Raw genomic sequence first — 12,469 nt, forward strand, 5'->3', positions numbered from 1 at the left:
CATGGCCAATGCACCTTCTTCCATCGAGCGCACCTTCGCCCGCCTCCTCCGGCCCTTCGCCAAGGTGGAGCCGGAGGAGGCCATCACCGCCGTGGTGATGACGATCACGCTCTTTCTGCTCTTGACGGCGTACTACCTGCTCAAGACGGCGCGCGAGCCGCTCATCCTCCTGCACGGCGGCGCCGAGGTGAAGTCGTACGCGGCCGCCGGCCAGTCGATGCTGCTCCTCGTGGCGGTGCCCGCGTACGGCGCGCTGGCCAAGCGGGTGGGGCGCATGACGTTGCTCGCGTCCGTTTATCTCTTCTTCGTGTCGAACCTGGCCATCTTCGCGGCGCTGGCGCGCGCGCACGCGAACATCGGCGTGGCGTTCTATCTCTGGGTCGGCATCTTCAACATGATGGCCGTCTCGCAGTTCTGGAACCTGGCGGCCGACGTCTACACCCCCGAGCAAGGCAAGCGCCTCTTTGCCATCCTGGGCATCGGAGGCTCCACGGGGGCCTACGCGGGATCGCAGGTGGCCAAGTCGCTCGCCGGTCTGGGCCCGCAGGGGCTCATCATCGTGGCGGCGGCGATCTTGGTCGCCGTCGTCCTCTTGCTCATGTGGGCCGAGCGGCGCGCTTCGCAGAACGCCGAGCAGCGAGGCTCGGCGGCGAAGGGGAGCGCCGATGCGCACGACGAGCCGGTCGTGGGCGAGCGCACGTGGGCGCTGTTCATGCGCGACAAGTACTTGCTGCTGGCCGGCACGTTGACGTTGATCATCAACTGGGTGAACAGCAACGGCGAGTACATCCTCGATCGCACGTTGCTCGAGGCCGTGAGCGGGATGCAGGCGCAGGGCGTCGACCCGGAGAAGTTCGTGGGCCACTTCAAGGGGGACTACTTCGGGTGGGTCAACCTGGTGGGCATGCTGCTGCAGCTCTTCGTGGTGTCGCGCGTGCTGGACAAGCTCGGCGTGCGCGCGGCGCTGTTCTTTTTGCCGGGGGTGGCCTTCGTCGGCTATTCGCTGATGGCCACGGCGCCCGTCCTGTCGCTCCTCAAAGTCGCTAAAATTTCGGAGAACAGCCTGGATTATTCGATTCAAAAGACGTCGTTCCAAGCGCTCTTTTTGGTGGCTTCCCGGGTCGAAAAATACGTCGGCAAGACCGCGATCGAGACGCTCATCGTGCGCATCGGCGACGTCTTCTCCGCCGGCCTGGTGGCGGTGGCGAGCGCGATCGGGCTCTCCACCCGCTCGCTCGCCGGGGTCAATTTGGTGCTGATCGCGACGTGGGTGGTGATTTTGGTCGCCATCGGGAAAGAGCACCGGCGGCGAAGCGACGAGAGCCCCGAGCTCCTTGCGTTGGAGCCGCTGCGAACATGAAGAAGCTTCGAGCTTCGCTCGCGTTCGCGGGCGCGGTTTTGGTTGCGACGCAGGGTGCTGCGCGCGCGGGGGAGCAGGAGGCGACGTCCAAGCCCCCTCCCCCCGAGGGGTCCGCGCCCAGCGCAGGTGAGAAAGGCGGGGAGGGTCCAGGTGGGAAAGACCGCCCATGGCCAGCTTCGGCACGATGGCGCTCCAAAAAGCGCGCCCTACCCGATTACGACGGTCGCGGCGATGACCCCACGACGGCCGGCGACGTGGCCCTCTGGGTGCCGCGCGTGCTCTTGTCGCCTCTGTATTTTACGAGCGAGTTCCTCCTTCGACGGCCGCTCGGCGCGCTCATCGCAGGCGCGGAGCGGGCGGGGTTGCCGGAGGCGCTGTACAACTTTTTCACGTTTGGACCGGATCACAAGGCGGGCGTCTTTCCCACGGCGTTTGCGGATTTTGGGCTCCGGCCCAGCGTTGGATTTTTGGCGTTCTGGAGGGATGCGTTCGTCGATGGCAACGAGCTCCAGGTGCGCGGATCGATTTGGACGAGCGACTGGCTCGCCGGCCAGGTCCTCGACCGCATCACCCTGCGCGGCAAAGACACCCTGACCCTGCAGGTCTCGGGCTTGCGGCGGCCGGATTACATCTTTCATGGCATCGGCCCGCGCTCGGTGCACGCGGACCGGAGCCGCTACGGCAAGGATCAAATCGATGCGGGTGCGGCCATCGATTTGCACTTGTGGCGCGCCATCCGACTCGAGGCCGGGATCGGCATGAAGTCGGTCGAGATCTACAACGGCCGCTTCGGCGGGGAGCCCAACATCTCCCAGGGCGTCGACCGCGGCTTCTTCGAGACGCCGTACGGCTTCGATCGCGGGTACACCGCCCTGTACAACCACGCCATGCTGGCCCTGGATACGCGCAAGGCGCGGCCGGCGCCGGGATCGGGCATCCGCATCGAGCTCCAAGGCGACCAAGGGAGCGACGTGCGGCGCACGCCGGGATCGGGCTGGGTGCGCTATGGTGGAACGGTGGGCGGGTTTTACGATTTGAACGGCCGCGGACGGGTCATCAGCTTGTCCGTCTCCACCCTCTTCGCCGATCCGCTCGGCTCCGCGCCCATCCCCTTCACGGAGCTGGTTTCGCTGGGCGGCCCCAACGCCATGCGCGGCTACTTGCCGGGGCGCCTGGTGGACCGCAGCGCCACCGTCGTCACGGCGCGCTACCGCTGGCCGATCTGGATGTGGCTCGATGGATCGCTCCAAGCGTCGGTCGGCAACGTGTTCGGCGAGCACCTTCGGGACTTCAAGCCTTCGCTCCTGCGCTTCTCGGGCGCCGTTGGCGTCGAGAGCGTCGGAACGCCGGACAGCTCGTTCGAGCTCCTGATGGGCATGGGGAGCGAGACGTTCGAGCACGGCGGTCAGATCAACTCATTTCGCTTCGCGGTAGGGTCGAATCGTGGATTTTAGGAGCCGGCGACTCGGGTACCTCCTCGCGGCAGGTACCGTCTTGGGCCTCGGGGCGTGCGCGGCGACGCCTCGTCCCTTTCCGGCGCAGCCCCCGATGGCGCGCGACACCGATCTTCGCTCCGTCTACGTGCCATGCCGCGTGGAGCCGTCGAAGAAAGATCCGAACCACATCGTCTGCGCGCCGGAGGCTTACGTCTCGCCGCTGGTGTGGGACGCGGCGAACAACTCCCTCTTCCGCCCCCTCGCCCGCGTGTTCGCGGTCGATCCCGCGGGCGAAGCCACCAATGTCAACAGCTTCGACGAGGTCGCCGACTCCGCGTGGTTCACCAACCGCATGGGCATCCGCCCCATCGGCATCGAAGAGTTGATGCGCGGCGCGTGCGAGCCCGCGCTCATGCTCGACGACGAGAACGCCCAAGACGGCACCTGGGTCATCGACCAGGGCAAGCCCAACGGCGCCTCACCCGGCTTCCGCGTAAACCTCCCCGGCAAGGGGAAGTACATGTTCAAGGCCGACTCCAAAGAGCAGCCGGAGAGGCCCAGCGCCGCCAGCGTGATCGGCGCGGCCGCGTATCACAACGTGGGCTTTTACACGTCGTGCGAGCAGATCGTCTACTTCAAGCCGTCGGTGCTGAAATTGACGCCCGGCCTGCGCTTCGAGGACAACTCGGGCATCGAGCGCGACTTCAACAAAGCCGCCCTCGACAAGGTGCTCGACATCGCCGCCAAGCGCGGTGGACGGGTGCGCATGCAAGCATCGGCGTGGCTCCCGGGCCGGCTCATCGGCCCCTTCTCGTACGATGGCACGCGCAAAGACGATCCGAACGACGTCATCCCCCACGAGGATCGCCGTGAGCTCCGCGGTGGCCGCATCTTGGCCGCGTGGCTCCACCACTTCGACGCCCGCGAGCAGAACTCCATGGACTCGTGGATCGCCGACGACAAGAAGAACCCCGACTCGTCGCCGGGCTACGTGCGCCACTATTACTTGGATACGAGCGACTGCCTCGGATCGGAGTGGGATTGGGACGCCATCTCGCGGCGACTCGGGAACTCGTACTTGCTCGATTTCGGAGATATCGGCCAGGACTTCATCACGTTGGGCATCCCCACCCGCCCGTGGGAGCGCATGAAGCGATCCCCCGGCCACGAGATATTCGGATATTACGGGGTCGACGAGTTCGTTCCCGATCAGTGGAAAAACGAATATCCAAACCCTTCGTTCAGCCGCATGTCGGAGCGCGACGGCGCGTGGATGGCGCGCATCCTCTCCCGCTTCACGCCGGAGATGATCGCCACCCTGGCCAAGATGGGCGAGCTCTCCAAGTTCGACAATACCGAGTACCTCGCGAAGGTGCTCGAAGGCCGCCTGGTGAAGATCCTCGAGCGCTATCTGCTCCGGCTCTCCCCCATCGCCGATCTCCGTCTGGATGGCCCGAACCGACTGTGCGGCACCGATCTCGCGGCCCGGCGGATGGTGCGCGATCCGCGGAGCTTCCACCATTCGGCCAGGCTCTCGAACGGCGCAAATCTTCCGGTCTCCGAGCTTACGAACGGTGATTTTTGCGTGGATCTACCGCCCACGGCACCGGCAACGTATGTGCAGGTGTATTTGTGGGACGCCGTCGCAAAAGGCGCGCTGGTGGCCCACCTACATGCGCCGAACGGGCAGCGTGGTTATTTCCTCGCGGGCCTGGAGCGTCCGGATCCCGGCAACTGAACACCATGGGGGCAAACTAGGAGATCGATGCGGCGACTCGGTTGGCTTGAATTCGAAGCGGGGCTGCTCTCGCTGGTGTTGGTGGCATCCATGGTGCTCCCCTCCCCGGCCCACGCCGACGAGGTACAAAAACCGCCCGCCTCGTTGACTTGGAACTCCTCGTGGCCAACCTTTCGCCCCGTTGAATACGTGGTCACGGGAGTTGCAGGTGCCGCGGCTGCAGCCTTGTTTCTCTTCGCCAGATCTCCGAGCCAGCCGCACTGGACGGGCGGAATTCTCTTCGATGATGCCGCGCGCGACACCTTCCGTCTGCGCAACCCGGGGGCGCGCGATGCAGCGCGCAAAGCGAGCGACGTCACCGCCCTCACGGCCATGGTGCTCGTTTACGGGGTCGATTCTCTTTTGATTCCACTCGTGCGCAAGAGCGATCGCGTGGCCTTGCAGCTCACCTTGATGAATCTGGAGGCGCTTGCGCTCAGTTCGCTCACGACCAACAGCCTATTCATCGGCGTCGGGCGCGCACGGCCTTCGTACGAGGATTGCCAGCGCGATTTCAATTTCGATCCGCTCTGCAACTCGGGCGCGACCTCGTCATTTCCCAGCGGCCACGCCAATGGCGCGTTCACGGCCGCGGGGCTCTCGTGCGCGCACCACGGCCACCTACCGCTCTACGGCGGCGGCGCGGCCGACGTCGCTGCGTGCATCGGAACGCTTGGACTCGCGACGGCCACAGCGAGCCTTCGCGTCCTCGGAGATCGGCACTATGTAACCGATGTGTTGACCAGCGCAGGGATAGGATTCGGCTTTGGTTACGGGGTGCCGACCCTACTCCATTACGTGGCCGGCAGCGGCGGCGAGCAGAGTGGGGACCAGGCAAAATTTTCACTGATTCCAATGGGTGGCGCTTCACAATACGGTCTTATGGCGGTGGGGAGCTTCTGAGATGAGGAGCGTGCGGGCATGGATTATGCGGGCCTTCGACATCCGTGCGGGTGAAGGAAGGCTTGCTGCGCTCGCATTCGCCGTCCTCCTTTTGTTGATTTCGGCGCACACGATCCTGGAGACGGCGCGCGACGCGCTGTTGCTGACGCGCATGCCGGCGCGCGAGCTCGGCATCGTCTACATCGCCGTGGCCATCTGTACCTTGCCCGCCGCGGGCATCGGCTCGCGCGCGGGCGAGCGCTTCGGTGCACGGCGCACGTTGATGGGCATGCTGATCGCGGCGGCCGCGTCGGTGGTGACGTTGTTCTTGCTCCCAACCAGCCGCGTCACCATCGTGACCGTTTACGTGGCGAGCGGTCTCATTGGTTCGGTGCTCGTCCCTCAATTTTGGACCCTGATTGGCTCGCTCTTCACGGTGGCGCAGGCGCGCAGGTTGGTGAGCGTGGTGGCCGCTGCCGGCATCGTGGGCGGCGTGCTGGGCTCCGGCGCGGCGGCGGCGGCCATCATGGCCATCCGCATCAAGGCGCTGCTCATCGTCTCGGCCACGGTGTTTCTGGCGACGGCGGGCTTGCTCGCCTTTCTTCCAAAGGCCGAGCGCATCGCGGGGCCGGCCAAGACGCGCGCGCAGACGGCGGCGCGAAGCTCGGCGGGCTCGAGCCCCGCCACCGTCTTTCGCAAAGAGCCATTTTTATGGCGGATCGCGCTCCTGGTCGTGCTCTCGACGGCGACCCTCCTCGCGCTGGACTACTTCTTCAAATGGACGGTCGCGCGGACCATCCCCAACGCGGAGGTGGGCCCGTTCGTCGCGCGTTACTACGCCGCGCTGAACGGTGTCTCGCTGGTGGTGCAGCTGCTCATCGGCAACGCGCTGGTGCGAAGGTTCGGGGTGGCGGTGGCCATCACCGTCACGCCGTTTCTGCTTCTGCTCGGCGCGGTCGGCACCTTGGTCGTGGGCGGGGTGGCCATCTCGGTGGAGCTGCTCAAAGGCTTGGACGGCAGCTTTCGCAACTCCGTTCACCGCATCACCACCGAGCTCATTTACTTGCCGATCCCGTCGTCCTCGCGCGAGCGCGCCAAGCCGCTCATCGACGGCGCGCTGGTGCGCATCGCGCAAGGCGTCACCAGCGCATTTCTGCTGGCGCTCGGCGGCGCGAGCTTCTTGACCCCGCGCATCTTCGCGGTGGTGGTGGTCGCGCTGGCGTTCGCGTGGCTGGTGACGGCCATCTCCATGCGGCACCCGTATCTGGGGCTGCTCCGCCGCGCGGTCTCGACGGACTCCATGGGCGCGCCCGGCGATCCGGATCCCATCGACATGGAGAGCGCCGAGGCGCTGGTGGGGCACCTGTCGAGCAGCGATACGGGCCAAGTGGTGGGCGCGATGCGCGTGCTGGCGCGGCGCAAACGCGAGCGCCTCATCTCCTCGCTCATCTTGATGCACGAGGACGAGGTGGTGCTGATGCGCGCGCTCGAGATGTTCGGCGAGTCGACGCGCACCGACTGGTATGGGCGGGCGGAGAAGCTGCTCACGCACCCCAGCGAGCCGATTCGCATCGCGGCCGCGCGGGCGCTGGCGCTCCACAACCAGCTCAATGTGGAGAAGCTCGTGAGCGACGCCGGCTCACGGCTTCAAGGCTACGCGGCGCTGCACCTGGCGCTGCGGGAGCTTTCACCCGCCGCCCGCGCGCGCTCGCAGAAGGGCGAGGACGGGCAAAAGCCGCTCGATCCCGCGACGGATCTGGCGATGCATCCGCGGATCGCCCCGCTGCTCGAGCTCGAAGGCGAGGCCGGCGATTCGGCGCGCCTGGGGCTCTTGACGGCCATCGGCGACGTGCAGCCGATGCAGCGGCTCTCGGCGCTGCTGCTCGAGCTGAGCGAAAAGCCGGGGCCCTCCGCGGAGTGGACGGAGCTCTTGGCGCGCGCGGCGGCACGTCAGCAGAGCACGGCCATGGTGCCGCAGCTCATCGCCAACTTGACCCGGCGCGATGGGCGCGAGGCCATTCGCACCGCGCTGGTGGAGCTGGGTGAGCCGGTGCTCGATCAAGTGTGGAGCGCGCTGCGCGATCGCCGGCGGCCGCGCAATCTGCGGATGCACTTGCCGAACACCCTCGCGCGCTTCGGGACCAAGAAGGCGGCGGATCATTTGCTGGAGAACATCGAGACGGAGCACGACGGGCTCGTTCGGTACAAGTCGATCCGGGCGCTGGGGCGCGTGGTGGCGGAGCACCATATCCGCATCGACCGGGTGCGGGTGGAGAAGCTCGCCTACGCGAACCTCGTCGAGCACTTTCGCATCATGCGTTTGCGCGCGGGGCTCTGCAAAGGGCTGGCGGCGGTGCCGGAGATGCTCTGCCGGAAGAACGCGACGCAGCGGCTGCTCGTGGGCCTCTTGGACGACAAGCTCCGTCAGTCGCTGGAGCGCACCTTTCGCCTGCTGAAGATCACGCACCCCAACGAGGACATCCACCGCGTCTACATCGCATGTCTGTCGACCGACAAACACGCGCGCGCCAACGCCGCGGAGTTCTTGGACGTGCTGCTCCGCCGCGCCGACCAGCAGCCCTTGCGCGCGCTCTTGCGGCTCGTGGCCGACGATCTTTCGCTCGACGAGCGGGTGGCGCGCGCCGCGCCGCTGGTGCACTTCGTGATCCCGCGCTCGCGCAACGAGGCGCTCACGGCGCTCATCAACGACAACGATCTCACGGTCGCGACCTTGGCCGCGCTCTACGCGCTCGAGGTGGGCGACACCCCGCTGTTCGTGGCGGTGCGCGACGCGCGGCGCGAGCGGCCGAGCCTCGAGCAAATGGCGACCAAGGTGTTCGACGACTCGATCGACACCAAGGAGCGCTCACATGGCTGACAACGCGCAATCGCGGCTGTCGCGCGAGCTGTTCATGGCGGCGTTCGGCGGCGGCCGCCCCGATACGTCGAAGACGTGGGGCCAAGGGTGGGTGCTCGATCGCCTGACGTCGCTCATCGAGGAAGAAGATCTGCACGCGGGCCAGACGCTCTTTTACGCGGGCGACCCGCCGGACTACCTTTATTTCCTGCAGAATGGGCGCATCCGCATGTCGCGGCCGGGCAGCGGTTCGTGGATCTACGAAGGCCGGTGGGTGCTCGGCAGCTTCGACGTGCTGCTCGACAAGCCGCGAACGCGCACGGCCACGGCGCTCTCGGATTTCCACATCATGCGCATCCGCTCCGAGGCGTGGATCGAGCTCTTGGAGGACAGCTTCCCCATCGCGCGCATGGCCTTCATCAACATGTCGCACAACGTGGCGCAGCTCGAAGAGAGCGTCCCCGTGTCATGGCTGGAGCAACCTCCGCTCGTCCCGCCCTTGCCGCTGCAACCCGGCCGACTCAGCCTGGTGGAGCGCCTGGCCATCTTGATGGACGCCCCGCGCCTGCGCGGCGCCGGCGTTCAAACCCTCGCCGATCTGGCCGCCGTGGCCGAAGAAGTTACATTTGCGCCCGGGCAACGGGTGCTCACCAGCGGCGCCGTGCGCGACCGCGTCTATTACATCCTCGAAGGCGAAGTCGTCGCCAACCGCAAGAACCCCGACATCGAACGCCACTTCCGCCCCGGCACCGCCGTCTGCGGCGCGGCCGCCGTCGTGGTCCCTGCCTGGGAAGCGCGCGCCGTCACCAAAGTCCGCACCCTCTCCATCCGCGTCGAAGACTGGTTCGACCTCGCCGAAGAACACTTCGACATCGTCCTCGCCTCCCTCGCCTCCCTCGCCGCCGACCGCCTCCGCATCATGGAGCGCATGGCCGACGAACATGGCGATATCTTGATGAAGTAGGGCCATTCTTGACGCGTCGAAACTCATTGCTACGTTCATCAGCAATGAAGCGGAAACGAGGCCCCGTCGAAACCTTCTCGGTCTCCGTTGACGCGAAGGCCAAGAAGATCCTGAAGGCGCACGCAGACCGACTCTTCGAGGGTAACATGTCCGCCCTCATCTCGGCCTTCGCGCGTGAGGCCGAGAAGCGCGACGCCATGGATTGGCTCATCCGAGACGCGGGCGGCTCGAAGCTGACCGACGAGCTCCGAGAAGAGCTCGCCGCGGAGTTTCGCGGCACACGGAAACGAAGAACACGCGCCGCATGATCGGGACGACTCGACCGCAGCGATCCGCGAAGTCTGGACCCATTGGGGCCACGTACGATACGGGAATGCTCATCGCTCTCGAGCGAAGAAAGCAGCGGGCGATGGCCATCCACGAGTGGCTGCACGCGGAACGGATGCCGATCCGCGCGCCGTGGATCGTCGTGGCCGAATTCTGGCGGGGACACACGGAGCGACGCGACGCTATCTTGCGCTCGATCGATATCGAGGAGCCTTCGCTCGCACTGGCGAAGAACGCGGGCGATGCTCTCGGCGCCGTAAAAGGCGCGACCATTGTCGATGCCATCGTGATGGCCTCCGCGGCCCTTCGTGGAGACGTCGTGTACACGAGCGATCTGGACGATCTCACGCGGCTTCAACGTCACTTTCCCAGCGCGCGAGTGCTGGTCGTCTAGCCTGTAGGCCTACTCCTCTTCCGCCGATGCCGGCGCTGGCGGGCCGCCGTCGGCGTGGATGCCGACGCTGGCGGCGCAGGTTGCCCAGGCGCGGTCGTCGCATTCCTTGTGGGGGCCCTTGGCGACGCAGGAGATGATGCCGGAGCCCTCGTGCTCCATGAGGCGGTCGAGGATGAAGCGGCAGCCGCGGATGCACGCCTCTTCGTTGCAGCGGGATTGCGCCTTGGTCTTGCACTGATCGACGCAGGCGCCTTCGGCGCGACCTTGGGGCTGGCTCACGCGGCACGCGGCGATGCCGAGGGCCGTGGCCGCCATCAAGGATGTAGCGAATGCGAAGCGCGTGAGCCGGGCGAAGAGCACACGCGCTCCTTTAGCACGAGGTGCCGCCACTACCGAAGCGCCATGAGCGAAACCAGGGACCATCCGCCCTTTTCCAGATTGACTTGCGCGGTGCGCGAAACGCCGCGTGCGTCCAGACGGATCGTGTGCTTGCCCGCGGGGACGCGCATGCGGGTGACCGCCACGCGCGCCGGGAGCGTCTCCCAGCTTCGCGTGTCGGGCGTGTCGGCGACGGTGAGCGCCACCATGGATCCGATGGCCGCCAGGAAGCCGACGGTGCTGTCGCGGCCGGCCACCGTTTTCACGCCCTCGCCCACCGCGACGCGCGCGATCATGCGCGTGATGGCGCTGGCCACCACGCTGCCCTCGATCTTGTGCCATTCCTCGCGGACTTGGTGATCGACGTCGACCGCCTCTTCGACCGGCACCGAGCGGCCATCGACCATGGCGGTGGGGATGGCGTAGTTGCCCTGCCCCTGCGCCAAGCTCGGGTAGTTGATCCACGTGGCCGCGCCCGTCGCCGCGAGCTTGTTCGCCGCCTCGCGATCGCCCGGGTTGATGGCGCTGGAGAAGTACGTGAGCGCCAGGCCAATGGGGATGCGGTTCGCTACCTTGTGCGGTACGCGCCCGTAGCCGATGACCAGGATGATCTCGCCCTCGCCCGTTTGATCGAGCGGCTTCACCGGGCCATCGTTCGCAACCGTCCCCGCGAGCCCCGCCAGCCGCGGGCTCTTGTAAGATGTATTCTGCAACAAAAGCCGCGTGGGGTTGCGGAGGGAGCCGAAGCCGTTGAACGCCAGCGCCTCGTCGTAATAGCGAAGGGCCTCGTCGGGCTGGCCGCTCTTTTCGAAGACGAGGCCGGCCAGAAAGCCGCCCAGCCCGATGACCGGGTTGTCCTTCTGCTCCAAGGTGTCGACCACGTAGCGCTGCATCACGTTCAACCGGCGCGCCTCGACCCGGGCGCCGTTCAGATCGCCGCGCTCGAGGTAGTTGATCATGTTGAGCGTGTTGATGAGCAGCTTCTCGTAAGGAGGCGCCTTGTAGCGGCCCGCCGAGTCGGAGAAGACGTACTTGGCGATGCTGTCGCTGGCGTTGCGCGACAGATCGAGCATGTCGATGGCCTTGTCGGCCGACTCGAAATCGCGCGAGCTCTCGGGGAACTGCGCGAGCGACTGCTGAATGCTCGCCCGGTCGAGCACCAGCAGCGCGTTGTCGCCCTGGAGATCGGCCGGGAGCTCCTTGCTCGTTTTGACATCCAGCTCGTCGTTGATGGCCCCGATGGCGCCCTGCGGGTGCCCTTCGTCCAGGGCGGTGCGCATCTTCAAGGTGCGCGCTTCATGGCCTCCGCAGCCGACGAGAAGAGAAAGAAAAATAAAAAGAAGAAGGGACAGCGGCGCTGCTGCCGTTGCAACAGCGTCGCTCCAAGTGCGGCCAATGCTGACCCCAATGCGCTTCATATGGGCAAAGTGCCAGACTAGCGGACCATCTTGGTGATGTACGCTTTGTGCTGCCACCGGATGGCGCTCGTCTCCACCTCGATGACCTGCATGTAGAAGAAGTATTGAACGCGCCGCTTGTCGTCGGTGCGCTCGTCGGAGGTGGAGACCTTGCCGGTGATGAAGTACTTGGCCCCGAGCTGGCGGCCGTATTGCGCGACGTGCGCCGGGTTGAAGACCGCGTTTCGGTGGCCCTCCACCTCGGCGATCATTTGATTCTGCCGCTCGCGCGAGATCATCGTGACCACGCCGGAGTCGACCATCCACGTTTCGGCCTCGCTCAGGATGGTGGTGAGCTGCGACTCGATGTGCTCGCTCGTTTCATTCTGAAACGGGAAGACGGCCACCGTATCGGCGCCACGATGAGTTCGCCAGAGATCCATGATCGGGGCATTTCGGAGGTTGTTCAGGTTCTCCGAAAGCATGCGCTGGATGTCGTCTTTGTCGAGGCCGGTGCTCATGGCCGCATTGTCGATGCTCGGATCGTGGGAGTCGCGAACGTACTCCTTGCCGCCACACGCCGGGGTCAGCACGCCCAGCGCGCCCAACGTAAGAACGGAAGCCAGGCAAGCGATCGTGGAACGAATGCTCTTCATAGGTGTCCTCGGTAACATAATTCCGCGGGTAGAAAATAGAC

Annotated in this window: 11 protein-coding genes; 8 read left to right on the forward strand and 3 right to left on the reverse strand. The window is 65.9% G+C overall.

The genetic code is table 11. From position 1 onward, the window contains the following. The first annotated feature begins 1 nt into the window (after position 1). The 8 genes from LZC94_39090 (at position 2) to LZC94_39125 (ending at position 9,997) form a co-directional block, all read left to right on the forward strand. Complete coding sequence (locus tag LZC94_39090) at positions 2–1,360, forward strand: MFS transporter (GenBank protein WXB13828.1); 1,359 nt, start codon at positions 2–4, stop codon at positions 1,358–1,360. Further along, positions 1,357–2,814 carry a BamA/TamA family outer membrane protein gene (locus LZC94_39095; GenBank protein ID WXB13829.1) on the forward strand — a complete coding sequence of 486 codons (1,458 nt, stop codon included), beginning with the start codon at positions 1,357–1,359 and terminating at the stop codon, positions 2,812–2,814. The genes LZC94_39090 and LZC94_39095 overlap by 4 nt, the downstream gene beginning before the upstream one ends. Next, positions 2,804–4,534, forward strand: coding sequence for a hypothetical protein (locus LZC94_39100; GenBank protein WXB13830.1), 1,731 nt, complete (start codon positions 2,804–2,806; stop codon positions 4,532–4,534). Before LZC94_39095 ends, LZC94_39100 begins: the two co-directional genes overlap by 11 nt. 27 nt (positions 4,535–4,561) lie before the next feature. Continuing rightward, on the forward strand, positions 4,562–5,476 hold the full coding sequence (locus LZC94_39105) for a phosphatase PAP2 family protein (GenBank protein ID WXB13831.1): 915 nt from the start codon (positions 4,562–4,564) through the stop codon (positions 5,474–5,476). A gap of 10 nt (positions 5,477–5,486) precedes the next feature. Then, the gene (locus tag LZC94_39110; GenBank protein ID WXB13832.1) at positions 5,487–8,333 is read left to right on the forward strand and encodes an MFS transporter; all 2,847 of its coding nucleotides are present in this window, start codon (positions 5,487–5,489) and stop codon (positions 8,331–8,333) included. Then, a complete protein-coding gene (locus LZC94_39115) occupies positions 8,326–9,276 on the forward strand; it encodes a cyclic nucleotide-binding domain-containing protein (protein ID WXB13833.1) in 951 nt (316 codons plus the stop codon). Before LZC94_39110 ends, LZC94_39115 begins: the two co-directional genes overlap by 8 nt. Before the next feature lie 44 nt (positions 9,277–9,320). Further along, positions 9,321–9,584: a hypothetical protein gene (locus tag LZC94_39120; protein WXB13834.1), complete on the forward strand. Its 264-nt coding sequence runs from the start codon at positions 9,321–9,323 to the stop codon at positions 9,582–9,584. Between the two features lie 65 nt (positions 9,585–9,649). Beyond that, positions 9,650–9,997 carry a hypothetical protein gene (locus LZC94_39125; GenBank protein WXB13835.1) on the forward strand — a complete coding sequence of 116 codons (348 nt, stop codon included), beginning with the start codon at positions 9,650–9,652 and terminating at the stop codon, positions 9,995–9,997. A 9-nt stretch (positions 9,998–10,006) separates the two neighbouring features. On the opposite strand, the gene LZC94_39130 is transcribed toward LZC94_39125, so the two are convergent. From LZC94_39130 to LZC94_39140, 3 genes are read right to left on the reverse strand one after another with little or no spacing between them, the layout of a single operon-like run. Further along, positions 10,007–10,357: a hypothetical protein gene (locus tag LZC94_39130; protein ID WXB13836.1), complete on the reverse strand. Its 351-nt coding sequence runs from the start codon at positions 10,355–10,357 to the stop codon at positions 10,007–10,009. 29 nt (positions 10,358–10,386) lie between these two features. Continuing rightward, positions 10,387–11,793 carry a hypothetical protein gene (locus tag LZC94_39135; protein WXB13837.1) on the reverse strand — a complete coding sequence of 469 codons (1,407 nt, stop codon included), beginning with the start codon at positions 11,791–11,793 and terminating at the stop codon, positions 10,387–10,389. A 17-nt stretch (positions 11,794–11,810) separates the two neighbouring features. Continuing rightward, positions 11,811–12,428: a penicillin-binding protein activator LpoB gene (locus tag LZC94_39140; GenBank protein ID WXB13838.1), complete on the reverse strand. Its 618-nt coding sequence runs from the start codon at positions 12,426–12,428 to the stop codon at positions 11,811–11,813. Between the last annotated feature and the right edge of the window lie 41 nt (positions 12,429–12,469).

The organism is Sorangiineae bacterium MSr11954, from assembly GCA_037157815.1.
Lineage (GTDB): Bacteria > Myxococcota_A > Polyangia > Polyangiales > Polyangiaceae > Pendulispora > Pendulispora albinea.